Annotated in this window: 27 protein-coding genes; 9 read left to right on the top strand and 18 right to left on the bottom strand. The window is 69.1% G+C overall.

Annotated features, from left to right (window positions below):
• Window positions 1–8: 8 nt before the first annotated feature.
• From CYL12_RS02175 to CYL12_RS02150, 6 genes are all read right to left on the bottom strand, one after another.
• Complete coding sequence (locus CYL12_RS02175) at window positions 9–584, bottom strand: hypothetical protein (RefSeq protein WP_101845125.1); 576 nt, start codon at window positions 582–584, stop codon at window positions 9–11.
• Window positions 581–1,888 (bottom strand): DUF58 domain-containing protein, encoded by a 1,308-nt coding sequence (locus tag CYL12_RS02170; protein WP_233486815.1) that lies wholly within the window; start codon window positions 1,886–1,888, stop codon window positions 581–583. Before CYL12_RS02170 ends, CYL12_RS02175 begins: the two co-directional genes overlap by 4 nt.
• A complete protein-coding gene (locus tag CYL12_RS02165) occupies window positions 1,885–2,856 on the bottom strand; it encodes an AAA family ATPase (RefSeq protein WP_101845123.1) in 972 nt (323 codons plus the stop codon). Before CYL12_RS02165 ends, CYL12_RS02170 begins: the two co-directional genes overlap by 4 nt.
• The gene (locus tag CYL12_RS02160; RefSeq protein WP_233486814.1) at window positions 2,853–3,326 is read right to left on the bottom strand and encodes a hypothetical protein; all 474 of its coding nucleotides are present in this window, start codon (window positions 3,324–3,326) and stop codon (window positions 2,853–2,855) included. The genes CYL12_RS02165 and CYL12_RS02160 overlap by 4 nt, the downstream gene beginning before the upstream one ends.
• Window positions 3,323–4,075 carry a DUF4129 domain-containing protein gene (locus CYL12_RS02155; protein ID WP_101845119.1) on the bottom strand — a complete coding sequence of 251 codons (753 nt, stop codon included), beginning with the start codon at window positions 4,073–4,075 and terminating at the stop codon, window positions 3,323–3,325. Before CYL12_RS02155 ends, CYL12_RS02160 begins: the two co-directional genes overlap by 4 nt.
• A 63-nt stretch (window positions 4,076–4,138) precedes the next feature.
• On the bottom strand, window positions 4,139–4,582 hold the full coding sequence (locus CYL12_RS02150; protein ID WP_101845117.1) for a MarR family winged helix-turn-helix transcriptional regulator: 444 nt from the start codon (window positions 4,580–4,582) through the stop codon (window positions 4,139–4,141).
• A gap of 45 nt (window positions 4,583–4,627) precedes the next feature.
• Here CYL12_RS02150 and CYL12_RS02145 point away from each other — a divergent pair, with 45 nt between their 5' ends.
• On the top strand, window positions 4,628–4,870 hold the full coding sequence (locus CYL12_RS02145; RefSeq protein WP_199399173.1) for a hypothetical protein: 243 nt from the start codon (window positions 4,628–4,630) through the stop codon (window positions 4,868–4,870).
• A gap of 8 nt (window positions 4,871–4,878) precedes the next feature.
• Here the strand turns inward: CYL12_RS02145 and CYL12_RS02140 are convergent, their stop codons facing one another.
• The 3 genes from CYL12_RS02140 to coaE all read right to left on the bottom strand — a co-directional run bounded on the left by CYL12_RS02140 (window position 4,879) and on the right by coaE (window position 7,983).
• Window positions 4,879–5,226, bottom strand: coding sequence for a TfoX/Sxy family protein (locus CYL12_RS02140; RefSeq protein ID WP_101845113.1), 348 nt, complete (start codon window positions 5,224–5,226; stop codon window positions 4,879–4,881).
• Window positions 5,227–5,237: 11 nt separating this feature from the next.
• On the bottom strand, window positions 5,238–7,310 hold the full coding sequence (gene uvrB / locus CYL12_RS02135) for an excinuclease ABC subunit UvrB (RefSeq protein WP_025105040.1): 2,073 nt from the start codon (window positions 7,308–7,310) through the stop codon (window positions 5,238–5,240).
• 73 nt (window positions 7,311–7,383) lie between these two features.
• On the bottom strand, window positions 7,384–7,983 hold the full coding sequence (gene coaE / locus CYL12_RS02130; protein ID WP_101845111.1) for a dephospho-CoA kinase: 600 nt from the start codon (window positions 7,981–7,983) through the stop codon (window positions 7,384–7,386).
• A 129-nt stretch (window positions 7,984–8,112) separates the two neighbouring features.
• Between coaE and CYL12_RS02125 the strand changes: the two genes are divergently transcribed.
• The 3 genes from CYL12_RS02125 to CYL12_RS02115 are packed head-to-tail and all read left to right on the top strand — an operon-like array spanning window position 8,113 to window position 9,748.
• Window positions 8,113–8,670 carry a hypothetical protein gene (locus tag CYL12_RS02125; protein WP_101845108.1) on the top strand — a complete coding sequence of 186 codons (558 nt, stop codon included), beginning with the start codon at window positions 8,113–8,115 and terminating at the stop codon, window positions 8,668–8,670.
• A gap of 35 nt (window positions 8,671–8,705) precedes the next feature.
• Window positions 8,706–9,221 (top strand): signal peptidase I, encoded by a 516-nt coding sequence (locus CYL12_RS02120; RefSeq protein WP_233486813.1) that lies wholly within the window; start codon window positions 8,706–8,708, stop codon window positions 9,219–9,221.
• A complete protein-coding gene (locus tag CYL12_RS02115; RefSeq protein ID WP_158297067.1) occupies window positions 9,218–9,748 on the top strand; it encodes a hypothetical protein in 531 nt (176 codons plus the stop codon). Before CYL12_RS02120 ends, CYL12_RS02115 begins: the two co-directional genes overlap by 4 nt.
• Window positions 9,749–9,774: 26 nt before the next feature.
• On the opposite strand, the gene CYL12_RS02110 is transcribed toward CYL12_RS02115, so the two are convergent.
• The 7 genes from CYL12_RS02110 to rpsA all read right to left on the bottom strand — a co-directional run bounded on the left by CYL12_RS02110 (window position 9,775) and on the right by rpsA (window position 17,980).
• On the bottom strand, window positions 9,775–10,347 hold the full coding sequence (locus CYL12_RS02110; protein WP_101845104.1) for a CoA-binding protein: 573 nt from the start codon (window positions 10,345–10,347) through the stop codon (window positions 9,775–9,777).
• A complete protein-coding gene (locus CYL12_RS02105) occupies window positions 10,344–11,648 on the bottom strand; it encodes an O-acetylhomoserine aminocarboxypropyltransferase/cysteine synthase family protein (RefSeq protein WP_101845102.1) in 1,305 nt (434 codons plus the stop codon). Before CYL12_RS02105 ends, CYL12_RS02110 begins: the two co-directional genes overlap by 4 nt.
• Window positions 11,645–13,651 (bottom strand): acetate--CoA ligase, encoded by a 2,007-nt coding sequence (gene acs, locus CYL12_RS02100; protein ID WP_101845099.1) that lies wholly within the window; start codon window positions 13,649–13,651, stop codon window positions 11,645–11,647. The genes CYL12_RS02105 and acs overlap by 4 nt, the downstream gene beginning before the upstream one ends.
• Window positions 13,642–14,394 (bottom strand): ABC transporter permease, encoded by a 753-nt coding sequence (locus tag CYL12_RS02095; RefSeq protein ID WP_233486871.1) that lies wholly within the window; start codon window positions 14,392–14,394, stop codon window positions 13,642–13,644. The genes acs and CYL12_RS02095 overlap by 10 nt, the downstream gene beginning before the upstream one ends.
• A gap of 101 nt (window positions 14,395–14,495) precedes the next feature.
• Window positions 14,496–15,536 (bottom strand): aliphatic sulfonate ABC transporter substrate-binding protein, encoded by a 1,041-nt coding sequence (locus tag CYL12_RS02090; protein WP_101845094.1) that lies wholly within the window; start codon window positions 15,534–15,536, stop codon window positions 14,496–14,498.
• Window positions 15,533–16,381 carry an ABC transporter ATP-binding protein gene (locus tag CYL12_RS02085; RefSeq protein WP_101845092.1) on the bottom strand — a complete coding sequence of 283 codons (849 nt, stop codon included), beginning with the start codon at window positions 16,379–16,381 and terminating at the stop codon, window positions 15,533–15,535. Before CYL12_RS02085 ends, CYL12_RS02090 begins: the two co-directional genes overlap by 4 nt.
• Before the next feature lie 144 nt (window positions 16,382–16,525).
• Window positions 16,526–17,980 carry a 30S ribosomal protein S1 gene (gene rpsA, locus CYL12_RS02080; protein WP_025105051.1) on the bottom strand — a complete coding sequence of 485 codons (1,455 nt, stop codon included), beginning with the start codon at window positions 17,978–17,980 and terminating at the stop codon, window positions 16,526–16,528.
• A gap of 234 nt (window positions 17,981–18,214) precedes the next feature.
• Here rpsA and CYL12_RS02075 point away from each other — a divergent pair, with 234 nt between their 5' ends.
• The 3 genes from CYL12_RS02075 to CYL12_RS02065 all read left to right on the top strand — a co-directional run bounded on the left by CYL12_RS02075 (window position 18,215) and on the right by CYL12_RS02065 (window position 20,495).
• Window positions 18,215–18,748, top strand: a complete 534-nt coding sequence (locus CYL12_RS02075) for a hypothetical protein (protein ID WP_158297065.1) — start codon at window positions 18,215–18,217, stop codon at window positions 18,746–18,748.
• Between the two features lie 215 nt (window positions 18,749–18,963).
• Window positions 18,964–19,512 (top strand): hypothetical protein, encoded by a 549-nt coding sequence (locus CYL12_RS02070; protein ID WP_101845088.1) that lies wholly within the window; start codon window positions 18,964–18,966, stop codon window positions 19,510–19,512.
• 32 nt (window positions 19,513–19,544) lie between these two features.
• Window positions 19,545–20,495 (top strand): 5'-3' exonuclease, encoded by a 951-nt coding sequence (locus tag CYL12_RS02065; protein ID WP_101848636.1) that lies wholly within the window; start codon window positions 19,545–19,547, stop codon window positions 20,493–20,495.
• A 12-nt stretch (window positions 20,496–20,507) separates the two neighbouring features.
• On the opposite strand, the gene CYL12_RS02060 is transcribed toward CYL12_RS02065, so the two are convergent.
• Window positions 20,508–21,494, bottom strand: a complete 987-nt coding sequence (locus tag CYL12_RS02060; RefSeq protein ID WP_199399172.1) for a PHP domain-containing protein — start codon at window positions 21,492–21,494, stop codon at window positions 20,508–20,510.
• 2 nt (window positions 21,495–21,496) lie between these two features.
• Window positions 21,497–22,567 (bottom strand): anthranilate phosphoribosyltransferase, encoded by a 1,071-nt coding sequence (gene trpD, locus CYL12_RS02055; RefSeq protein WP_101845084.1) that lies wholly within the window; start codon window positions 22,565–22,567, stop codon window positions 21,497–21,499.
• 288 nt (window positions 22,568–22,855) lie between these two features.
• Between trpD and CYL12_RS02050 the strand changes: the two genes are divergently transcribed.
• Both CYL12_RS02050 and CYL12_RS02045 read left to right on the top strand, forming a co-directional pair.
• Window positions 22,856–23,413, top strand: coding sequence for an aa3-type cytochrome oxidase subunit III (locus CYL12_RS02050; RefSeq protein WP_232089243.1), 558 nt, complete (start codon window positions 22,856–22,858; stop codon window positions 23,411–23,413).
• A 20-nt stretch (window positions 23,414–23,433) separates the two neighbouring features.
• A complete protein-coding gene (locus CYL12_RS02045; RefSeq protein ID WP_101845080.1) occupies window positions 23,434–24,234 on the top strand; it encodes a cytochrome bc1 complex diheme cytochrome c subunit in 801 nt (266 codons plus the stop codon).
• Window positions 24,235–24,241 lie beyond the last annotated feature (7 nt).

Genomic DNA, 24,241 nt, shown 5'->3' with positions numbered 1-24,241 from the left:
GAACAAGTCTACGAGGGGCCACGGACATCGGCTCCGAGAACGCCGAACGCGCCTGCCCCGGACGCCGCCTCGCCCGCCCGTTTCGCCGCACGGAGGGCGACCAGGATCCCGCCGAGCAGCATCGCCGCGGCGAGCGGAGCGAAGATCGCGGCCTCGGGGGCGTCCGGCCGCTCGGCGAGCAGCCAGACGCCGAAGGCCAGCGGCTGCGCGATCGACTGGACGGCGAGGAGACGGCCGGCACTCGGGAGCAGGACGGACAGGGCCACGCGCGACGACGGCGGCACCACCAGGCTCAGCGACGCGCAGACATGCAGGGCGTGCACGAACAGCACAGCAAGGGCGGTCCTGACGGGATCCGGCTCCGAGAGGATCACGCCGAACGGGAGGCAGGCCAGCGCCACCCAGGCGGCGAGACTGCGCGGGATCGCGCCGGCGACGACAGCGGCGAGCACCGCGATGCCCTGCCACAGCGGGAACGGGACCAGGAGCAGTGCGCCCCCGGCGGCCAGGGCGAGCACCGCCAGCCGGAGGACGGCACCCGGGACCGCGGGACCGGCGCGGAAGGAGCGGACGGCGCGAGTCATCGGCGCCCCGTCCTGCGATGCGCAAGGCGGCGCGCAGCAAGCCGCATCGCGGCATCGACGTCCTCGGACCACGGCACCACCTCGATGCCCGCATGCCTCAGCTCGGCCAGGATGTCGGTGCGCTCGGCGAGCAGCGTGCGGAGCGCGATCCGCTGCTCGCGACCGAGGCGGCCCTCCTCGGGAGTCGGAAGCACATCGACGGCGACGACGGCATGGCCGGCGGCGCGCCAGCTCGTCGCCAGCCGCGCCGCCACGCCGTCCACGAACGTCGAGAGCACGAAGACGATCGACCCCGGCGGCACGACCGGGGACCGTCGATAGGACGGGTCGGTGCCGATGCCGGTCGCGGCGATCGCGCGGCGCAACCGGGCGAGGTGCCGTGCGCCGCCGCCGGAGGGCAGCGAGACGCCGTCCGGAGAGAGCGCGTGATAAGCCACGCGGTCGCCCATGCCGATCGCCGCGGTGGCGATGGCGAGGGCCGCTTTCCGCGCGAGATCCAGCGAGGTCACTCCGGAGCGATCGGGGTCGCCGCTCCCCCAGCCGGCCACGGCAGCACCAAGGTCCTCGGCGGTGTCGATCGCGAGCACGACAGAAGAGTCGCTGAGCGCGTCATCCCTGCGCACCAGGAGATCTCCAGGGCGGCGCGCGACGCGGGCGGTCGCGCGCCAGTCCACCCGACGCAGTTCGTCTCCGGGGACGAAGGGCTGGATATCCCGGAAGTCGCCACCCTGTCCAGGACGCGAGCCCACGTGCGACCCGTGCAGGCCGGTGAGCCGTGGCGCCACCGGGAGGCTGCCGATCCGGACCGCGCGCGGCGGTGCGTTCCAGGCGATCGCTGTCCGAGGGACGATCTCGGAGACCCAGGCGCCGTCGAGACACGCCCCCCGCACAGTCACCGCGAGCGGCTCACTCGGACCCGAGTGCTGCAGAAGGCCACGCGCCATCAGGCACGCCGTTCCCGGTCGAACGTCGGCGAGACCGGTTCGCCGCCCGTCCTGGTCCACGGCGATCTGTACCGCATCCGCCGCCAGCACCACATCCAGGACCGTCCGCACTTCCGGGCGATCGATGCTGCCCGCGGCGTGCGCACGCAGAGCGATCCGCGCTTCTCCGGGGCTCGGGCGGCGGAGAAGCGCCCACCCCGCGGCCAGGGCCAACGGCAGGCCGATGGCGACGACATCCGGACGCGAGAAGGCGAGCCCCACCGCGGCGATGATCGCGGCGCCGCCGATGCCGAGAGCGATGGCCGGCGTCCGCCGCCAGGCGACCGTGGTCGCCGTCTGCACCGCCGTTTCGTCCGTCACGGGGCCGCCGCGACGGTCGGAGGCACGGCCGTCCGCGCCAGGGCCGCGTCGACCACCGTTCGCGGGTCCACCCCCTGCGCCCAGGCCTGCGGTGTCAGCGTCAGCCGATGCGCGAGGACCGGCACCGCGATGCGCTTGAGGTCATCGGGCCGCACATAGGCCCGCCCGTCCAAAGCAGCGAGCGCACGGCCGAGGAGGATGAGCGCTTGCGAGCCCCGTGGCGACGCGCCGACGGCGACCGTCGCCGCCTCTCTCGTCGCCCGGGTGAGCTCGACGCCGTACCGAACGACGTCCGCATCGACGTGGATGCGCTCGACCGCCGCCTGGATGCTTCGCAGACCCTCGGCGTCCACGACCGGCTCGACCTCGACATCCGGACTCCGCCGCTCGATGCGGTCGAGGATGATGCGCGCTTCCTCCTCCGGCTGGGGGTACCCCACCGCGAGCCGCACCATGAAGCGATCGAGCTGCGCCTCCGGCAACGCGTACGTCCCCTCGTATTCGATCGGATTCGCGGTGGCGATCACGTGGAACGGACGCGGGAGCGGGAACCTGTTGCCCTCCACCGTCACCTGTCGCTCGGCCATCGCCTCGAGCATCGCTGACTGTGTCTTCGGCGTCGTCCGGTTGATCTCATCCGCAAGCAGCAGACCCGTGAAGATCGGGCCAGGACGGAAGGTGAAGTCGCCGGTGGACGGCGAGTAGACATACGACCCGGTGACATCGCCGGGCAACATGTCGGGCGTGCACTGCAGCCGACGGAAGTCCAGACCGAGTGCACCGGCGAGGCTGCGTGCGGCGAGCGTCTTGCCGAGCCCGGGGACGTCCTCGAACAGCACGTGCCCGCCCGCGAGGATGGCCCCGAGCGCGATGGTCAGAGACTCGTCCATTCCGACGACGGCCGTCTTGACGCCCGCGAGCACGCGGCGTCCGACGTCGGCGATCTGGGCGGTTTCGTCGGTGGTCATGGTGTCTCCTCCGTGTCAGCAGGGATGCGGTCAAGGGCGTCGAGGACGCGCTCGATGTCCGCGCGTTGCACTTCTCGCGCATGCAGGGAGGCGCGGACACCGTCTCCCAGCACGACGTCGATACGCGGGTGGTCCTCCGGGTCATCGAGATCGAGGCCCAGATGCGCGAGGCGCCGACGGACCACGCCCTGGACCCGCCGGACGACGACATGACCCGCAACGCCGGTGCGGGTGTTGATGGCCCACGCCAGCCGCGATACGTCCGAGCCGCGCACCTCCGCTCGCGGCGCCTCCGGCGGCCACACGACCACCTCGTCGACGAAGGCCTGACGAGTGGCCGCGACGATCGCGAGCAGGGTGAGGGACCAGGCGACGGCGAAGGGGGCGGGCACTCCGAAGAGGAGCATCACGACGAGAAGCCCAGCGGCGACGAGGGCGCCGATCAGAACCAGGATGATCCTCCCCCTCATCGCCATCCCGCCTTGATGCCGCGAAGCGCGTCGGCGGCGCTCCGCCGGTCGCCTTCGGCTGCGATCAGCCCGCCGAAACGCACCCGCTCATAGAGGCTTTGCAGGACCACGACGTCCGCCGCGATGCCGCGGCGGGCGCCGATCACCCTGGCGGTGAATTCTGCCGGGGTCTCCGTCGGCGCGCGACCCTGACCGGCGTCCGCGGCGGATTCCTCCAAGCCGATCCACGCCGCAATGATCGCGTCACCGGGTTCTGGTCGTTCGATGACCGTGCGGAGCGCATCGGACACTCCGTGGCGGATGATCACCTCGTCGGGAAGGATCTCCGGCGGCGTGGGGCCGGCATCCGGCCCGGTGGCCGCGCCATCGCGGCGTGCGAGGGGGCGGTCCCGCCACAGCCGCATGAGGAACCGGATGAGCTGGCGAACGACCACGAGAACGAGGGCGAGGACGACCAGCCCCAGCACGAGACCGAAGACCACCCCGAGCACCTGTGCGAGAACCGAGTCCCCCCACGATTCCGGGGGCAGCGGCGTCTCCGTCGCCGCCGGGGCGGGGAGCACGACGTTGTCCGGCGGCGGCGATGGGCTCGCGGCGTCCGTCGACGGGAACTGCGGGGTGCCCTGCAGGGCCGCCGCGAACATGAGGAGACCGAACAGTCCGGCGACGGCGGCCAGGCCGAGGAGCAACGGCGGTCCCGGTCGGCGCACGCGCTCCGGCGCAAGGACCGGAGGCTCGGGGCGCGACATGCCTCCCACCCTAGAGGTGCGGATGCGCGCATCAGCGCTTCGTACCGGGATGCCGCGGAACCGTCAGGAGTGCTCGGGGCGGCGCCCGGCGAAGGCGCCCAGTCCGTCGCGCAGCGTCGCCACCTCGTCGATGTCCATGCCCACGGCGGCCATCACCTGACGCGGGACGTCGACCGCCCGTTCCCGCAGCGCCGTACCGGCGTCCGTGAGCGTGATCTCGAGCCGACGCTCGTCCTGACTGCTGCGCTGGCGCGCCACGAGCCCATCGGCCTCGAGCCGTTTGACCAGGGGCGAGGCCGTCGCGGGCTCGAGCGCGAGGTCGGCCGCGAGGTCGTTCAGCGTGCGAGGCGCACGTTCCCAGAGTGCAAGCATCACGAGGTATTGCGGATGGGTGAGGCCGAGCGGCTCGAGGATCGGCCGGTAGATCGCCACGACGTTCCGCGCCGCCGTGACTACAGCGAAGCAGAGCTGGTTCTCGAGCCGGAGCAGATCGTCGGTGTCAGTCACGCTCCCGACTATACATCTGCACGAATCATTAGTACGCTAATGATCATGTCACGCGACTCCAGCCGCCCCCCGCTTCGCACCCGCATCCGCGAAGCGGGCGGCCTCTACGCCTGGGTGAACACCAACCTCGTCCGCCTCGCCGGGCCGGCATCGGTCGGACCGTACGAGAAGACGCCGCCGCCGACTCCCGCCGAGCGCGCAGAACGCGCCTGCCCCCTCTGCGGGGCGCCGATGACCGAACACGAGATCGACCGCTCTGGCCCCAGAACGCTGGTGCACTGCCCGTAGGCAACCCCTCAGTCGTCGGCCTCTGCGACCGCCGCGCCGACGGACTCGCGGGCCATATCGATCCACATCATCAGCGCCGCATCGTCCGCGATGGCGGAGGCGGCGACATCGATCCACCCGGAACCCATCGTGCGCGAGCCCATCACCGCCCGCGAGGCTCCCGGCTGGGTCACGGCGACCGCACCGTTCTCTTCGTCCACGCGGACGAGAAGCGTGCCGTCCTTCCGTGCTCCCACCAGGATGCGTCCCTCGTCGAGGAATGCCCTGGTTCCGAACATCCGCCGCTCCTCGATAGACGGGTCAGCACCGAGCAGGGCCCGGACGCGGTCCGCGAGTTCCTCTCCTGCGGCATCCATGTCGACCCCGTCTACGCATGCCCCGCCCGCTCCATCGAGCGGAGCTCCTTCTTCAGATCCTGCACCTCGTCACGCAGGCGTCCGGCGAGCTCGAACTTCAGCTCCGCGGCCGCCGCGAGCATCTGATCAGTGAGGTCCTGGATCGTAGCCTCGAGCTGCTGGGCTCCCTCTGCCGCGATGCCGGTGCGCCGCAGGTTCGGCGTGGGCGACTTGCCCTTGCCCGACGCACGCCCGCGGCCGGACATCAGTTCCGCCGTGTCCTGCCCCTCGCGTGCCAGCACCTCCGTGATGTCCGCGATGCGCTTGCGCAGCGGCTGCGGATCGATGCCGTGCTCCTTGTTGTACGCGATCTGCTTCTCACGCCGGCGATCGGTCTCCTCGATGGCTTTGGCCATCGAATCCGTCATGTTGTCGGCGTACATGTGCACCTCGCCCGAGACGTTACGCGCCGCACGGCCGATGGTCTGGATGAGTGAGGTCCCGGAGCGGAGGAATCCTTCCTTGTCGGCGTCGAGGATCGCCACGAGCGACACCTCCGGGAGGTCGAGTCCCTCTCGCAGCAGGTTGATGCCCACCAGGACGTCGTACACACCGGCACGCAGCTCGCTCAGCAGTTCGACACGACGAAGGGTGTCGACGTCGGAGTGCAGGTAGCGCACGCGCACGCCGTGCTCGCCGAGGAAGTCGGTCAACTCCTCGGCCATCTTCTTCGTGAGCGTGGTCACGAGGACACGCTCGTCCCGCTCCACGCGCAGCCGGATCTCTTCGAGCAGATCGTCGATCTGCCCCTTCGAGGGCTTGACGATGATCTCCGGGTCGACGAGGCCGGTGGGTCGGATGATCTGCTCCACCACACCGTCGGCGATGCCCATCTCGTACTTGCCCGGGGTCGCGGACAGGTAGACGGTCTGACCCACGCGGTTCTTGAACTCGTCCCAGCGCAGCGGTCGGTTGTCCATCGCGCTCGGCAGGCGGAAGCCGTGGTCGACGAGCGTGCGCTTACGGGACGCATCGCCTTCGTACATCGCACCGATCTGCGGCACGGTGACGTGGGACTCGTCGATGACGAGCAGGAAGTCGTCGGGGAAGAAGTCGAGGAGCGTGTGCGGAGGCTCGCCCGGCATGCGTCCATCCATGTGACGCGAGTAGTTCTCGATGCCGGAACAGAAGCCGAGTTGCTGCAGCATCTCCAGGTCGAAGGTCGTCCGCATCCGCAGGCGCTGCGCTTCCAGGAGCTTGCCCTGACGCTCGAACTCCTTCAAGCGCTCTTCCAGCTCGTGCTCGATGGTGCCGATCGAGCGCTGGATGACGTCGGTGCCGGCGACATAATGCGAGGCGGGGAAGATCGGCACCGCGTCGAGCTTCTCGATGACCTCGCCGGTGAGCGGGTGCAGCGAGTAGAGCGCCTCGATCTCGTCACCGAAGAGCTCGATGCGGATCGCGTGCTCCTCGTATACCGGGATGATCTCGATCGTGTCGCCGCGGACCCGGAAGTTGCCGCGCGAGAAGTCGACGTCGTTGCGGTTGTACTGCATCGCGATGAACTGGCGAATGAGGGCGTCGCGGTCGTACCGCTCCCCCACCTGGAGCGCGACCATCGCGCGCAGGTACTCCTCCGGAGCGCCCAGGCCGTAGATGCAGGAGACGGTCGACACCACGACCACGTCGCGACGGCTCAGCAGGGAGTTCGTCGTCGAGTGGCGGAGCCGCTCGACCTCCGCGTTGATCGAGGAGTCCTTCTCGATGAAGGTGTCCGTCTGCGGCACGTAGGCCTCGGGCTGGTAGTAGTCGTAGTACGAGACGAAGTACTCGACGGCGTTGTTCGGCATGAGCTCGCGGAACTCGTTGGCGAGTTGCGCGGCGAGAGTCTTGTTGTGCGCGAGCACGAGCGTCGGGCGCTGCACCTGCTCGACGAGCCAGGCCGTGGTCGCCGACTTGCCTGTTCCGGTGGCGCCGAGCAGCACGATGTCGGTCTCGCCCGCGTTGATGCGGGAAGCCAGCTCGGCGATGGCCTGCGGCTGATCACCGGCAGGGGCGTACTCGCTGATGACCTCGAAGGGGCGGACACTGCGGGTGGGCTGCATACATCAAGCGTATGCCGCCCCTCCGACATCGGGGCCGGTCCGTCGGAAGGGCGGCCGGTCCCCGGACGTGCGGTCAGCGCGCGCGGAGCCGCTCCCAGAGCGCGTCGGTCTGCGCCAGAGTGTGCTCGATCGACCCCGCGGTGTCGATCACGACGTCGGCGATCGCGAGCCGCCGTTCGTCGGAGACCTGGGCGGCGATCCGATCGCGAGCTGCCTCGGGGGTCATCCCGCGCAGGCTGACGAGCCTCTCGAGCCGAATCTCCTCCGGCGCGTGCGCCACGACGATCTCATCCCAGGGGTCATCCACACGAGCCTCCACGAGGAGCGGCACGTCATAGACGACCACGGCGTCCGGATCAGCGCGGAACGCGGCGTCGAAACGGCGTTGGGACTCTGCCCGCACCGCGGGGTGCACGATGGCGTTCAACTGCGCGAGCCGGTCCGGGTCGCCGAACACGGTCGCCCCGAGGGCAACCCGGTCGAGGGAGCCGTCCTCGGCGATGACGGCCTCGCCGAACGTCTGTGCGATTTCTCCGAGCACCTCGGATCCGGGCGCCTGCACCTCTCGCACGATCTGATCCGCGTCGACGACCTCGGCGCCGAGCTCGGCGAGCCGGTTCGCGATGGTGGACTTCCCTGACGCGATGCCTCCGGTGAGAGCGATGAGCGGCATCCGACCATCCTCTCACGCGGGCCCGAATGCGCGCTCGAGAGTCGCCGAAACCGAACTATCGGGGAAACCTCAGCCCTTCTTAAGGAGGTCTTGAGAGCCCCCTGAGGTGTGGTACGTAACGTTAAAGCCATGATGAACACGGAAGCCACCACACCCCCTGTCCGCACCGAGCGGCGCTCACGGCGCCGCCCGATCATGGCCTTCGCGCTGGCCGTGCTTGCGACCGGCGGGATCGGCGCCGCGCTCACCAGCGCTGCCTGGACCGACAACACCTTCTTCAGCGCTCCCGCCGCGGGGGCCACCTTCAACCTTCAGGGCTCCACCGACGGAACCACCTGGAAGGAGTCGGCCAACAAGAACAGCATCGAGCTCGTCGTCCCCGCCGAGAAGCTGGCGAACCTGCTCCCGGGCGAGACCCGGACCATCAAGCTCTGGGTGAAGAACGCCAGCTCCGTCAACGCCGCACTCACCTCGGTCGTCGAGTATGCCGCAGGCAACGCCGCGACGGACTTCACCGTCAAGCCGACCGCGACGATCAACGGGTTGGCTCCGACGCTGACCGCGTCCGGCGCCACGGCGACCGACGAGTTCGAACTCGTCGTCACCACTCCCGCCGACTGGCCGACCACCAACCAGGGCAAGACCGGCACGATCGTCGTCACGGTCTCCGCCTCCGCCACCAACTGACCCCCCGCCGCAGTAGCCGAGAGACAGGACGAATCATGGTGCAGCTCCTCCGTCGGATCTCGCTCGTCGTCCTCTGGGCGCTGGCCGCTGCGGGATTGGCGTGTGGCGTCGTCTGGGGCGCCACCGCCGCCGGGGTCATCCAGCCTCTCGTCGTGATCTCGGGTTCGATGGAACCGGAGATCATGACCGGAGACCTTCTCATCGCCACCAAGGCTCCGGCCGACTCGCTGGAAGTCGGCGACGTCGTCAGCCTCCCGAGTGCGCTCACCGATTCGCTGGTCACACATCGCATCACGGCCATCGAACCCGCCGATGGGTCCTACACGATCACGATGAAGGGCGACGACAACGAATTCTCCGACGCTCTCGACTATCACGTGTCCGGCGAAGTCTGGAAGCCGACCGTGCAACTCCCCGGGTGGGGAACCGTGATCGTGAGAATGACGACACCCGCCGTCGCGGTGCCTCTGTTCCTCGGACTCCTGGGGCTGCTCGGCCTCACCATGATGAGTCCCGTCGAGCGCCCCGTGCGTCGGCCCGCGACCACATGACCGCGGTATGGCGGGGAACGCTCCCGATGGTGGGCTTCCTCCTCGCGATGATGCTCGTCTTCGCCGCGTTCGCTCAAGGGAGTCCGACCACCAGCGCCGCGTGGACGGACCGGACCGTGGTCACGGCGACGGTGACGTCCGCCTCGGCGTGGCTATCCCCGTTCGCGGGGAACACATGCAAGGCCTACAGCAGCCCGTCGGCCGCCCCCACCACCTGCGCGATCACGGCGATCCGCTACGAGGAGATCAGCGACACCGCCGGCCACTTCTACATCAGCACGAACGCCCCGGGCGCGTCGCACCACGTCGACGTCGACGTGGATCTGAAGAAGGCGACGGGCCTTCCCCGGACGTGGACCTCCTGGACCGCTGCGGGGGTGCTCGCGGGCAGCCACGTCACGCCGGACCCCGCGTGGACGTGCTCCTCGTTGCCCCGGCTCACCGGCCGTAGCCTCGACTGGCACCTCACCGACCTTCAGGTTCCCGTGACGCTGCAGCGCACCACGGCGGACACGATCTGCACCTGAGGGGCGCGGAACGGAGCGCGCGCCCCTCAGCGCGCGAGCAGCTGCCGTCGGGAGCTGATCACGCCGGTGTCGAAGCCCGCGAGGTGCAGGCCGCCATGGAAGCGGGCGTGCTCGATCTTGATGCAGCGGTCCATGACGACCGAGAGACCCGCCGCCTCCGCGAGCGCAGCGGCCTCCTCGTTCCAGGATCCGAGCTGGAGCCACAGGGTCTTCGCCCCGCTGTCGACCGCCTCCTGCGCGACGCCAGGGAGATCATCGTGACGGCGGAACACGTCCACGATGTCCGGCTGCACCGGAAGGGCGGTCAGCGAGGGGTACACCGGCTGTCCGAGGATCTCGGTCTCCCTCGGATTCACGAGATAGACGTCGTAGTCCGTGCTGGACAGCAGGTAGGTCGCGACGAAGTACGAGGCCCGCGACGGGTTCCCGGAAGCGCCGACGATGGCGATGGATCGTGCCCGCCGCAGCAGCCCGAACCGCTGCGGCTGCGAGGGTCCTGTCCAGGTGCGGCCTGGGTCGGCGACGGCGGGAAGCGCGCAGCTGGCCGCGTCCGTCGTCGCAGGAAGGGCGCAGGCGTCGCCGGCGGAGGTCGTGCTCATCGGTGGGCTCCCGTCGCGAGGGTGAGGGCCTGGTCGAGGTCCCAGATGATGTCCTCCGCATCCTCCAGGCCGACGGAGATGCGGATCAGGTCGGGGCGCACGCCCGCGGCGACGAGCTGCTCCTCGGTGAGCTGGCGGTGCGTGGTGGAGGCCGGGTGGATCACCAGGGTGCGGGCGTCGCCGATGTTGGCGAGGTGGGACGCGAGCTGAAGGTTCTCGATGAACGCCTCCCCCGCGGCGCGGCCGTCCTCGGCGGCGACCCCGAACGCGAACACGGATCCCGGTCCCAGGGGCAGATACCTGGCGGCACGCTCGTGATGCGGATGACCTTCCAGCCCCGCCCAGGTGACGTAGGACACGCGGGGGTCGGCGGCCAGCCACTCGGCGACGACCCGGGCATTCGCGAGGTGGGCGTCGATGCGCTGCGGCAGCGTCTCCACGCCCTGCAGGAGCGCGAAGGCCGACTGCGGGCTCAGCGCCGGCCCGATGTCGCGCAGCTGCTCGGAGCGCAGCTTGGTGAGGAATCCGTACTCTCCGAAGTTGCCCCACCAGGAGATGCCGCCGTAGGAGGCCACCGGTTCGGTCATCTGGGGGAACTTGCCGTTGCCCCAGTCGAAGGTGCCCTTCTCGATGACCACGCCGCCGAGGGTCGTGCCGTGCCCGCCGAGGAACTTCGTGACCGAGTGGATGACGATGTCCGCCCCGTGTTCCAGTGGGCGCGCGAGGTACGGCGTGGCCAGCGTGGCGTCGACGACGAGCGGCACCCCCGCCTCATGCGCGACGGCGGCGAGACCCGCGATGTCGGCGATCTCGCCGGACGGGTTCCCGATCATCTCGACGTAGACGACCTTAGTCTCCGGCCGGATGGCCGCCGCGAAGTCGGCCGGGTCCGAGGAGCTGACGAACGTCGTCTCCACGCCGAAGCGGCGCAGCGTCACATCGAGCTGCGTGACCGTACCGCCATAGAGCTGTGCAGCCGCGACGACGTGATCGCCGGCGCCGACGAGCGCGGCGAACGTGATGAACTCGGCACTCATCCCCGAGGCGGTGGCCACCGCGCCGATGCCACCCTCCAACGAGGCCAGCCGCTCCTCCAGAGCCGCGACGGTGGGGTTGCCGATGCGCGAGTAGATGTTGCCGTACTTCTGCAGCGCGAAGAGGTTCCCGGCGTCTGCCGCATCGTCGAACACGAACGACGTCGTCTGATAGATCGGCACCGCCCGCGCTCCGGTGGCGGCGTCCGGTGTGCCACCGGCATGGAGAGCGCGGGTGCGGAACCCGAAGCGGTGGTCGTCCGTCATGATGTCCTCGATTCTGCCGCGAGAGCGCCGGCGATGTCGTCGACGGTCCAGGGATTCTGCAGTGATGTCGTATCGCCGAGCGCCTGCGGCTCCCGTCCGGCGCGTCGATCCTGCTCGGCCTCCCAGAGCTGGGCCAGGAGGCGGCGCATGATCTTCCCCGATCGTGTCTTGGGCAGATCGGGTACGACGACGACGTGCTTCGGCTTCGCGACCGGTCCGATCGAAAGGGCGACCTGCGCGCGCAGCGCGCGCACGTCGATCTCCGCCCGGCCGGACGGGGTGACGAATGCCACGACCGCCTGCCCAGTCACCGGGTCCGCCACTCCGGCGGACCCGGCTTCGCCGACCGTCTCGTGGGCCACGAGCGCCGACTCGATCTCGATCGTGGACAGGCGATGACCGGAGACGTTCACGACGTCGTCGAGCCGCCCCAGAATCCAGATGAAGCCGTCGGCGTCCCTGGTCGCCCCGTCTCCGGCGACGTAGTAGCCGCCGTGCGTGCCCACGCCGGCGTACGCCGACCAGTACGCGTCGCGGTACCGGGTCGGATTTCCCCAGACCGTCCGCGCCATTCCCGGCCACGGCCGCCGGACGACCAGCGTCCCCGATCGCCCCGGCGCCACCTCGTCACCGTTCTCGTCGACCACCGCGACGTCGATCCCGGGAAGAGGGATCGATGCGGAGCCGGGCTTCAATGGCGTGACGCCGGGCAAAGGGGCGATCATCGCCGCGCCGGTCTCCGACTGCCACCAGGTATCGATGACGGGGAGTTGGTCCCGCCCGAAGTTCCGGCGGAACCAGACCCAGGCTTCCGGGTTGATCGCCTCACCCACCGTGCCCAGCAGTCGAAGGGACGACAGATCGTGTCCGCTCGGCAGCTCGTCGCCGAACCAGGTCATGAAGGTGCGGATGAGCGTCGGAGCCGTGTAGTAGACCGTGACCCCGTAGCGCTCGATGATCTCCAGGTGCCGCTCACGACCCGGAGCGTCCGGAGTGCCCTCGTAGATGACCTGCGTGAGCCCGTTCGACAGCGGTCCGTAGATCTCGTAGGTGTGCGCGGTGACCCACGCGAGGTCCGCCGTGCACCAATGGACGTCATTCGGCTTGGCGTCGAAGTGCGCCCAGTGCGCCCAGCTCGCGTGCGTCAGATAGCCGCCCGACGTGTGCACGAGCCCCTTCGGCTTCCCGGTCGTGCCGGAGGTGTAGATGATGAACAGCGGGTGCTCGGCGTCGAAGGCTTCCGCCCGATGCACGGTGGGAGCCGTGTCGACGACGTCGTGCCACCACACGTCCCGGCCTTCGGTCCACGGGACCGGCTGTCCGGTACGGCGGAGGACGAGGACGTGTTCGAGGTCCGGCAATCCCGCAGCGGCGGCATCGGCGGCGGACTTGACCTCGGTCGCCGTCCCCCGCCGGAACTGGCCGTCGCTGGTGACGAGCAGCTTCGCCCCGGTGTCCTCGAGCCGGAACCGCACGGCCTCCGCCGAGAAACCTCCGAAGACGAGGGAGTGCACGGCACCGATGCGCGCGCATGCCAGCGTGATGACGACCGTCTCCACGAGCACGGGGAGGTAGACCACCACGCGATCCCCCGGTCCTATCCCCAGGCCTTCCAGCGCGTGCGCCGCCTGGGCCACCCGGCGCTGCAGGTCGGCGTAGGTCACGGAGACCCGGTCGCCCGGCTCCCCCTCGAAGTGCAGAGCGACCTTGTCACCCCGTCCCTCGTCCACATGCCGGTCGACGCAGTTCACCGCGACGTTCAACCGCCCGCCCAGGAACCATCGCGCCGCCGGCACCGCACCGTCGACGGGCGGCTCCCATTCGTGCACCGACGTCCACGGCTCCGCCCAGTCCAGCCGGCGCGCCGCATCCTCCCAGAACGCGACAGGATCGGCCGCCGCCCGGGCGTAGGCTTCCGCGGTGACGTTGGCGTCAGGAAACGCAGCCGACGGCGGGTAGACCCGTTCCTCCTGCAGGCGGGCCTCGATCGTCGTCACGTCCATCGCCGCAGCAGGTACTTCTCCAACAGCGCGAGCACGCCGTTGGTGATCGTACCGAGCAGCGCCAGCAGCACGATGGAGAGCAGGATGCGGTCGACGCGCCCCGTGCTCTGCGAGTCGGTCAACAGGAAGCCGAGCCCCATGGACGACGCGATCAGCTCGGCGGCGACGAGGAACAGCCACGCCTGAGCGAGGGCGAGCCGCAGGCCCGCGACGACCGACGGCACGACGGCCGGCAGCTGGACCGTGCGGAACAGCGACCAGCCATGCAGGCTGAACGAGCGCCCGGCCTCGACGAGCTGCGGATCGACATGCCGGAGCGCGGAGGCGACCGTCGTGTAGACCGGGAAGAAGGCGCCGATCGCGATCAGCGTCACCTTGGACTCTTCACCGATCTGCATCCACAGGATCAGAAGCGGCACCCAGGCGAGCGACGGGACGGCACGGACGGCGGCGAGGGTCGGGCTGAGCAGCACGTCGCCCCACCGCGACAACCCGACGATGCCGGCCGCCGCGAGCCCGAAGACCGCGCCGATCGCGAATCCGAGCAGCACCCTCTGGACGGAGATGGCGATGTGGGTCCAGAGCTGCCCGGATTCGGCGAGTTCCACCCCTGCCTGGAAGACCGATCCCGGCGTCGGCAGTCGGTACGGCTCGATGAGACCGGCCGTGGTGACCGCCTGCCAGGCGACGAGGATCGTGGCCGGGAGCAGGAAGCCTCCGAGGATCCGCACGACCGGCGGCAGACCCGCGCGCGCCCTACCGACTTCGCGGCGGGAGGCGCCTTTCGCGAACTCGAGTGCGTCCCGCGATTCCGCCGCGACGACCACCCGATCCTCGAACCCGCTCACTCGCTCGCGCCCGCCTTCGTCGCGAAGGTGTCGTTGATGATCGTGGAGAGCGCCTTGTCGACGGAGGCCTGTCCGCCCTGGACGTCGCCGGACTCCACGAGCACCGGGGCGATCTTCTCGAGCACGGCGAGCTGGTCGTCGCCAGGGACGCCGCTCACGTCGAGGTTCGAGCGCTCCTGGATCACCGTGGTCGCGACGTCGAGGTCGATGCCGGCCACGTCGGCGAGCAGAGTAGCCGTCTCCTCCGGGTTCTCCAGCGCCCACACGCGAGCCTCCTCATAGGCGTCGACGACGGCCTGGGCGAGGTCGGGGTGGTTGTCGATGAAATCCTCGGTCGCGTTGAGGAAGCCGTAGGTGTTGAAATCGACGTTGCGGTAGATGAGCTGGTCACCCGACTCCTGCTCCGCGGCGGCCATGATGGGGTCGAGACCGGCCCACGCGTCGACGGAGCCCCCGTCGAGCGCCGCCCGGCCGTCGGCGTGCTGAAGGTTCTGCACCTCGACGTCCGCGAGGGACAGCCCACCCTCCTCCAGCGCCTGGAGGAGGAAGAAGTACGGGTCGGTGCCCTTGGTGGCCGCGACGGAGGCACCCTTCAGGTCAGCGACCGACGTGATGTCACTGTCGGGGCCGACGACGATGGCCGACCACTCGGGCTGGGAGTAGATGTCGATGACCTGGATGGGCGAACCGTTCGCCCGGGCGAGCAGCGCGGCCGAGCCGGCCGTCGAGCCCACGTCGACCGAGCCGGAGCGCAGCAGCTCGTTCGCCTTGTTCGACCCCGCGGACTGCACCCACTCGACGGTCACGTCGTCGCCGAGGATGTCTTCGAGGATGCCCTGATCCCGGATCACGAGGCTGAGCGGGTTGTACGTCGCGAAGTCGATGGACAGCGTGTCCGCAGACCATTCGCCGTTCCCGGCAGGGGTGGACTCGGCGTCGGCGGTCGCGTTCTCACCGGCGACACAGCCGGTGGCGACGAGCATCATCGTCCCGGCGACGGCGATCGCAGGGATGATGCGGCGGGTGATGGTGCTCATCGGGTCTCCTCGGGGGTGTGGTGATGCGTGTCGACGCCGAGTCCTTCCAGGAGCTCGGCGCGCAGGTCGGCGAGGCCGCGGTCGGCGCGGTCTCGGGGGCGGACGCCGGGGACGCTGATGGTCCGCGCGACGGACGACTCGTGGTCTTCCTCACCGAGGGTGCGCAGCAGCAGCACACGGTCGGCGAGGTAGAGGGCTTCCTCTACGTCGTGGGTCACGAGCAGCACCGTGGTGGGCTCGGCCGCGTGGATCTTCAGGAGCAGGTCGTGCATACGGAGGCGCGTGAGGGCGTCGAGCGCGCCGAACGGCTCGTCGAGCAGCAGCACCCCCGGGTTCCTGGCGAGAGCCCGAGCGAGGGAAGCCCGCTGCGCCATGCCTCCGGACACCTCACGGGGGCGCTGGTCGGCGGCGTGCTCGAGTCCCACGAGCTGCAGAAGTTCGCGGACCCGAGCACGTCCGGCTCGGCGGGAGACGCCACGGGGAAGACCGAGCTCGACGTTCTGCGCGAGCGTCCGCCACGGGAGCAGCCGCGGCTCCTGGAACGCGATCGCCGTGCGCTCGTCGACGTCTGCGACACCGGAGCCGTCCAGACGGATCGTCCCGCGCGTCGGGGTGTCCAGTCCGCCGATGAGGCGCAGCAGCGTCGACTTCCCACATCCGGACGGACCGACGACGGCGACGATCTCCCCTGCGGCGATATCGAGGTCGATGCCGCGGAGCACCTCGCGTCGCCCCTGAGCGAGCGGGAACGACCGCGCGATGCCGTCCAGGCGCACGGGCTGTGCGGAGCCCGACGTCGTCGAGGCCTCAGCGGTGCGCGACGCAGCAGGCAGGAGGGCGGTCATATCCCCATGCTGTCGGAGGCGCCGAAATGTTACGAATGCGGCCGTAACGTTGCGTCACGCAGCCGTTCCGCCGTGTTCCGGACATGCGAAAAGGGCCGCCACACCCGCCGTGAGGCGGGGTGACGACCCTTCTCGGAGTGTTACTTAGGAGTTGCCGCCCGAGAGCTTCTCTCGCAGAGCCGCGAGAGCCTCGTCATCAGCGAGCGTGCCGGCGCCGGCCGACTCGCTCGAGAAGGACTGGCCGCCGAAGTCGTCGCCGGCCGCAGCCTCGGCCTCGGCCGCCTTCGCGACCTGAGCCTTGTGCGCCTCCCAGCGAGCCTGGGCCGCAGCGTACTCCTGCTCCCATGCCTCGCGCTGGGCGTCGAAGCCTTCCTTCCACTGACCGGTCTCGGCGTCGAAGCCCTCCGGGTACTTGTACTCGCCGTTCTCGTCGTACTCGGCGAGCATGCCGTACAGAGCCGGGTCGAACTCGGTGCCGTTGGGGTCGACCGACTCGTTGGCCTGCTTCAGCGACAGCGAGATGCGGCGACGCTCCAGGTCGATGTCGATGACCTTGACGAAGACCTCTTCGCCCACCGAGACGACCTGCTCGGCCAGCTCGACGTGCTTGCTGGAGAGCTCGGAGATGTGGACAAGGCCCTCGATGCCGTCTGCGACGCGCACGAACGCACCGAACGGGACGAGCTTGGTGACCTTACCCGGCGTGACCTGACCGATCGCGTGGGTACGCGCGAAGACCTGCCACGGGTCCTCCTGCGTCGCCTTCAGCGACAGGGAGACGCGCTCGCGGTCGAGGTCGACCTCGAGGATCTCGACGGTGACCTCCTGGCCGACCTCGACGACCTCGGAGGCGTGCTCGATGTGCTTCCAGGACAGCTCGGAGACGTGCACGAGGCCGTCCACGCCACCCAGGTCGACGAACGCACCGAAGTTGACGATCGACGAGACGACACCCTTGCGGACCTGACCCTTGTGCAGGTTGTTCAGGAACGTGGTGCGCGACTCCGACTGCGTCTGCTCGAGCAGCGCGCGGCGGCTGAGGACGACGTTGTTGCGGTTCTTGTCGAGCTCGAGGATCTTCGCCTCGATCTCCTGGCCGAGGTACGGCGTGAGGTCGCGGACGCGGCGGAGCTCGATGAGCGAGGCCGGGAGGAAGCCACGGAGGCCGATGTCGACGATGAGTCCACCCTTGACGACCTCGATGACCGTACCGGTGACGACGCCGTCGTTCTCCTTGATCTTCTCGACGTCTCCCCAGGCGCGCTCGTACTGCGCACGCTTCTTAGAGAGGATCAGGCGGCCTTCCTTGTCCTCCTTCTGGAGAACGAGGGCCTCGACCTCGTCGCCGACCTTGACGACCTCGTTGGGGTCGACGTCGTGCTTGATCGAGAGCTCGCGCGAGGGGATGACACCCTCGGTCTTGTAGCCGACATCGAGCAGGACCTCATCGCGGTCGATCTTGACGATCGTGCCTTCGATGATGTCGCCGTCGTTGAAGAACTTCAGGGTCTTCTCGACCGCGGCCAGGAAGTCCTCAGCAGATCCGATGTCGTTGATGGCGACCTGCTTGGTGGCCGGGGCGGTCGTTGCGGTAGTCATGTAGTGGGTTGTCCTTGTGAATGGATACTCAGGCTGCGGAACACGGCCGCGCACGGCCGGGATGTGCTTCGCAGCAGGTGGATTGTGGTGTGGTCGTCACCTGGGCATGCGTGTACACGCCACGAGTGACAGTTCAGGCTACCAGAACTTGCCGCCCCATGAAGAAGCGGGTTCCTGCAGCCGCTCTGTGGATAACGTCCGCGGGGCTCCGCGCATTCCACCTACGGTGGCCGGGTGATGTCGTCCACCACTCTCCGCCTGATCGCCGTGCTGACCTCCGCCGCCTCGGTGCTGTGCGGGTGCGCACCCGCTCCGGAACCCACGCCGACGCCCTCCGCCGCCTTCGCCACCGAGGATGAGGCCTTCGCCGCCGCCGAGGCCACCTTCACCGAGTACACCGCCGCTACTAACGGGACCGATCTTCAGGAGCCGGCCACGTTCGAGGAGGTATACCGCTGGCTGACAGGGGAAGCAGCGACGTCAGCTAAGGAGAATTACACCAGGCTTCATGCCGAAGGCATCGTCCGCTCAGGCGATTCCACCTTCGACCGAATGGAATTGCGAGCGTATAGCGACGCACAGGTCGCGGTTCAACTGTGCTTGGACGTCTCCGACGTGGCTTTGGTACGGCCCGACGGCACGTCGATCGTCCCGCCCGATCGACCGCCGCGCCAGCCAGTCGACGTCAAGCTCGTCTCCGCTCCGACGGATACAGGCCTAGCTATCTCCTCCGTCACCGCGTCGAAGACAGCCTCATGCGACGGCTGATCGGCTCCGCGCTAACGGCAAGCGCCTTAGTCGCGATACCGCTCCACTTTGGGCTCCGCGACGACGCACCCCCGCAAGCGGGCTTTGACAGCGGATGGACCGCGTCACGCAATGGTTCCCTTGAGGTGCGTGCCCAACAACAGGGATCCGGTGTCCCGGAGCGTCCGCCGGCGAAGCGAAACTCCTCCGCGCCAGAGGCGGAGCACGAACCGTGCATGACGGACACGGTGCTGCGCCGGTCGTGCGGGATGTACGGGGTACGGGTGACGGAGGAATCCGGGCAGCCGATCACCATCGAAGACCTCGCGCAGTTCGCTCCTCAACCGGCATCGACGACAGCTGAGCCGGGCAACATCGGCGTCGTGGGCATGCCGACGAACTTCGTGGCGACAGTCGCGGCGCATACCGCGACCGGCACGCTCCTCGACCGGCCTGTCACGGTTCGATTCACGCCCGTGCGCGTCACCTTCGACCACGGCGACGGCACCACGTCGAGCGCGCCGCACGGCGGTCGCACCTGGTCGGCTCTCGGCCAGGCGCCGTTCACACCGACCCCGACGAGCCATACCTACACGCACCGAGGCACCTACACGACGAGAGCGACGGTTGCCTACACCGCCGAGGTCGATGTCGGCGGTGGCTGGTTCCCGGTATCCGGTGAGCTGTCGATCGACGGAGCGGCCCGGCAGATCCGCATCTACGAGGCGACGACCGCACTCGTGGCGCGGACGTGCGAAGAGCGACCCGCGGCGGCGGGCTGCTGAGCGCCCGATCGGGCACGCTCTACCCTGAGTCCATGACCCGCGCCGAACGCCTCATGCTGCTCGACACCGCCAGCCTCTACTTCCGGGCTTTCTACGGCGTCCCTGACAAGGTGACGGCCCCGGACGGCTCCCCCATCAACGCCGCACGCGGCCTGCTGGACATGATCGCCAAGCTCGTGACGACGTACGAGCCGACGCATGTCGTGGCGTGCTGGGACGACGACTGGCGTCCGCAGTGGCGCGTGGACCTCATCCCCAGCTATAAGACGCACCGCGTGGTGGAGGTCGTGGCCGACGCGCCGGACGTCGAAGAGGTGCCGGACCCGCTGGAGGCGCAGATCCCCCTGATCAGGCAGACGCTCGCCGCCCTCGACATCCCGATCGTCGGCGTCGCCGAACACGAAGCAGACGACGTGATCGGGACCCTGGCCACGAACGCGAGCATGCCCGTCGACATCGTGACCGGCGACCGCGATCTGTTCCAGCTCGTCGACGATGCGCGAGACGTACGGGTGATCTATACGGCCCGCGGCATGAGCAACCTCGAGATCGTTACGGATGCCACGGTCGTCACGAAGTACGGCGTGCTCCCGACGCAGTACGCGGACTTCGCGACGATGCGCGGGGACGCGTCGGATGGCCTGCCCGGTGTCGCGGGGATCGGGGAGAAGACGGCCGCCACTCTGCTGCAGAAGCATGGCGACCTGCTCGGCATCAGGGAGGCTGCGGAGGAGGGTGAGGGCATGAGCGCCGGCATCCGCTCCAAGATCCTCGCCGCCCAGGCCTATCTCGATGTGGCTCCGACCGTCGTCGCCGTCGCCACGTCTCTACCGATCACCGCCCCGGGCGTCGCGCTGCATTCGCTCAGCCCGGCCGAGGCCGACGCAGCCACCGCTCTCGCGGAGCGCTGGAACCTCGGCGGCTCGATGGCGCGCGCTGTCACCGCGGTCGAGGAGGCGGCGAAGGCGATCGCGGCCGCGTGACGCCGCGAAGGGTCACTCCGCCCAGGCGAGAAGGCGGGACAGGCCCCACGTCGTGACGATGCGCGACGCCGGGACACCCGCACGCTCTGCGCGTTCCGCACCATGGTCCAGCAGTGACAGCTGTCCGGGAGCGTGCGCGTCGGAGTCGATCGAGAAGAGGCAGCCTGCCTCAAGCGCGATCGCGATCAGTTCGTCCGGCGGGTCCTGACGCTCGGGACGGGAGTTGATCTCCACGGCGACCCCGTTCTCTGCGCAGGCGGCGAAGACGGCCGCGGCGTCGAAGGCCGAAGGCGGTCGCGTTCCGCGGTCTCCCTGCACGAGGCGGCCGGTGCAGTGCCCGAGCACGTTCACGCGGGGATGCGATACCGCGGCGATCATCCGCTTCGTCATCGCCCGGCCATCCATGCGGAGCTTGGAATGCACGGACGCGACGACCACATCCAGTTCGGCCAGCAGCGCGTCCTCCTGATCGAGCGTGCCGTCTTCGAGGATGTCCACCTCGATGCCGGCGAGCAGGGTGAACCCGTCGCCCGATTGCGCCCGCACCTGTGGGATCTGCTCACCAAGCCGCTCCGCCGACAGGCCTCGAGCCACACGGAGGCGCGGAGAGTGGTCCGTGATGGCCTGGTACTCGTGTCCCTGCGCGCGAGCTGCCGCGGCCATCACCTCGATGGAGGTCGTCCCGTCCGACCAGTCGGTGTGGGCGTGCAGGTCTCCCCGCAGCTTCCCACGCAGCGCGGATACCCGTTCGGGCTCGACATCGCCGCGCAGTTCGACCAGGTACTCCGGCACCTGTCCGGCCTGAGCCTGCCGGATGACGGCGAAGGTCGATTCGCCGATGCCCTTGGCGGCGCGAAGACGCGTCGGATCGTCCTGCACCTCGGCAGGGAGGTCCTGGAACGTCGCCGCAGCCTGCCGGAAGGCCTTGGCCCGGTAGCGCGATGCCCGCTCGCGCTCCAGCAGGGAGGCGATCTCGAGCAGTGCGTCGACCGGATCCATGCTCACTCCTGAGGTGCCGCCAGCTCGCGGCTCACGCCGATCCACTGGTCGAGCTTCGCCAGCGCGCTCCCGTCGTCCACCGCGGCGGAGGCCCGGGCGAGGGCGTCGCGGAGGCGCTCGAGGATCGGCCGCTGCACCTGGGTCGCGTCCTGGGACAGCTCGAAGGCGACGATCCCGGCGGCAGCGTTCAGAAGCACGATGTCCCGGACGGGCCCCTGCTCCCCCGCGAGCGTCCTGCGCAGGATGTCGGCGTTATGGGCCGGGGATCCGCCGATGAGGTCGGAGAGGTCGGCGAGCGGCATGCCCAGATCGCGAGGGTCGAGGTCGTGCTCGTGGATGTCACCGCGGGTGACCTCCCAGATCCGGCTGTGTCCGGTCGTGGTCAGCTCGTCCAGGCCGTCGTCGCCACGGAACACGAGCGCCGTGGCTCCGCGCGTGCGGAAGACGCCGGTGATGAGCGGCACCCGCTCCATCTGCGCCACTCCCACCGCGTTCGCTTCCGCACGCGCCGGGTTGCACAGCGGGCCGAGCATGTTGAACACGGTCGGCACGCCGAGCTGCGATCGCACGGCTCCGGCGTGCTTGAATCCGGGGTGGAAGGCCCCGGCCCAGGCGAAGGTGATGCCCGTCCGGTCGAGGATCGATGCGACAGCCGACGGGTCGAGCGAGAGCTCGAGGCCGAGCGCGCCGAGGACATCGGAGGAGCCGGAGGCGGAGCTCGCCGCGCGATTCCCGTGCTTGACCACGGGGATGCCGGTCGCGCCGATGATGACAGCAGCGGTCGTCGAGACGTTGACCGTTCCGACCCGGTCGCCGCCGGTGCCGACGATGTCCAGGACGTTCGGCGAGACGGGAAGCGGGACCGCCGCTTCGAGGATGGCGTCGCGGAAGCCGACGATCTCGTCGATCGTCTCGCCCTTCGCCCGCAGTGCGACGAGGAACCCGGCGAGCTGCGCCTCGGAGACCTCGCCCTGCATGATCTGGCGCATCGCCCACGTCGACTCCCAGACGCTGAGGTCTCGGCGCTCCAGGAGAGAGGTGAGCACGTCGGACCAGGTCAGCGAATCAGCCATGTGTGCGATCCTATCGGCGCGGAGAAAACGTGCAGTGCGATCCGGGCGGGCGCGCAGCCGACGCAGGAGCGACATTTCCCGCGTATTCACCGGGTATTCGCAGTGTTTTCTTAGGGTCCCCTAAGTCGTCGGCGGGCGAATCGAAGGCCGCGGGTGCAAGAATCACGCTCGCGGATCGGCCATAATGGAGGGGTGACGACCTCAGCGACGTATGCCCCGGCGGCGAGAACCATCAAGCGGCCCAACCCGGTAGCTGTCGGCACCATTGTGTGGCTCGGCAGCGAGGTGATGTTCTTCGCGGGACTCTTCGCGATCTACTTCACCCTCCGCAGCACCTCTCCCGAGCTGTGGGCCGACCGTACCGAGCTCCTGAACGTTCCGTTCGCGGCGGTGAACACGGCGATCCTCGTGCTCTCCTCGTTCACCTGCCAGATGGGCGTTTTCGCGGCAGAGGACCTGCAGCCCTACAAGATCGGCAAGGGACAGAAGAACGGCGCTGGGCGCCGTCGCCTGTTCGGCTGGGGAATGGTCGAGTGGTTCTTCCTCACCTTCGCCCTCGGCGCGATCTTCGTCTCCGGCCAGGTCTGGGAGTACGCCCAGCTGGTCGCGGAGGGCATGCCCATCCAGGCTGACGCCTACGCCTCGGCCTTCTACCTGACCACCGGCTTCCACGCCCTCCACGTCACCGGAGGACTCGTCGCGTTCCTCCTCGTGATCGGCCGCGCGTACGCCGTCAAGAACTTCCGGCACAAGGAGGCGACCTCCTCGATCGTGGTGTCCTACTACTGGCACTTCGTCGATGTCGTCTGGATCGTGCTGTTCTTCGTTATCTACTTCCTGAAATAAGAGCGGAGCTGATCCCCGAGATGGCACGAGAGAAGAAGCGCCGTTCGAGCGGTCGTCGCAGCCCACTGGCGGCGGCCGCGCTCATCGGAGCAGGCCTCATGATCACCGGCGCGGTGTACGCGGGTGCGTCCGCCGCCTTCGCGGCGAACGATGCCCCCACGGCGTCGACGCAGCTGACCGTCGAGGACGGCGAGAAGCTGTTCACGGCCAACTGCGCCACCTGCCACGGCCTCGACCTGGAGGGCACCCCCAACGGCCCGAGCCTCTACGGCGTCGGCGAGCTGGCGGTGGAGTTCCAGGTTTCGACCGGCCGCATGCCGCTGCAGATGCAGGGACCGCAGGCCCCGCAGAAGGAGCCGCAGTTCACTGAGGAGCAGATCCTCGCCATGGCTGCCTACGTGCAGTCCGAGGCGCCTGGCCCGACCTACCCCGCTGACGAGATCCTCGACGGCGAAGGCGACGTGTCGCACGGCGCCGAGCTCTTCCGCGTCAACTGCGCGATGTGCCACAACGTGGCCGCCGCCGGTGGCGCTCTGACCGAGGGCAAGTACGCTCCGGCCATCACCGAGACCAGCGCGCTGCACATCTACGCGGCCATGGTCACCGGCCCGCAGAACATGCCGGTCTTCGGCGACATGAACCTGTCCGACGAGGACAAGCGCGACATCATCTCGGCTCTGCTCTTCCAGCAGCAGTCCGTCCAGATCGGCGGCTTCTCCCTCGGCTCGCTCGGACCGGTCTCCGAGGGCCTGTTCGTGTGGATCTTCGGTATCGGCGCTCTGGTCGCCATCACCGTGTGGATCACGGCGAAGTCCAACTGACGCTTAT

The sequence above is a fragment of the Zhihengliuella sp. ISTPL4 genome (assembly GCF_002848265.1).
Taxonomy (GTDB): domain Bacteria; phylum Actinomycetota; class Actinomycetes; order Actinomycetales; family Microbacteriaceae; genus Microbacterium.
Note: the sequence above shows the minus strand (reverse complement) of the source record. Positions and strands in the feature narration are given on the sequence as shown.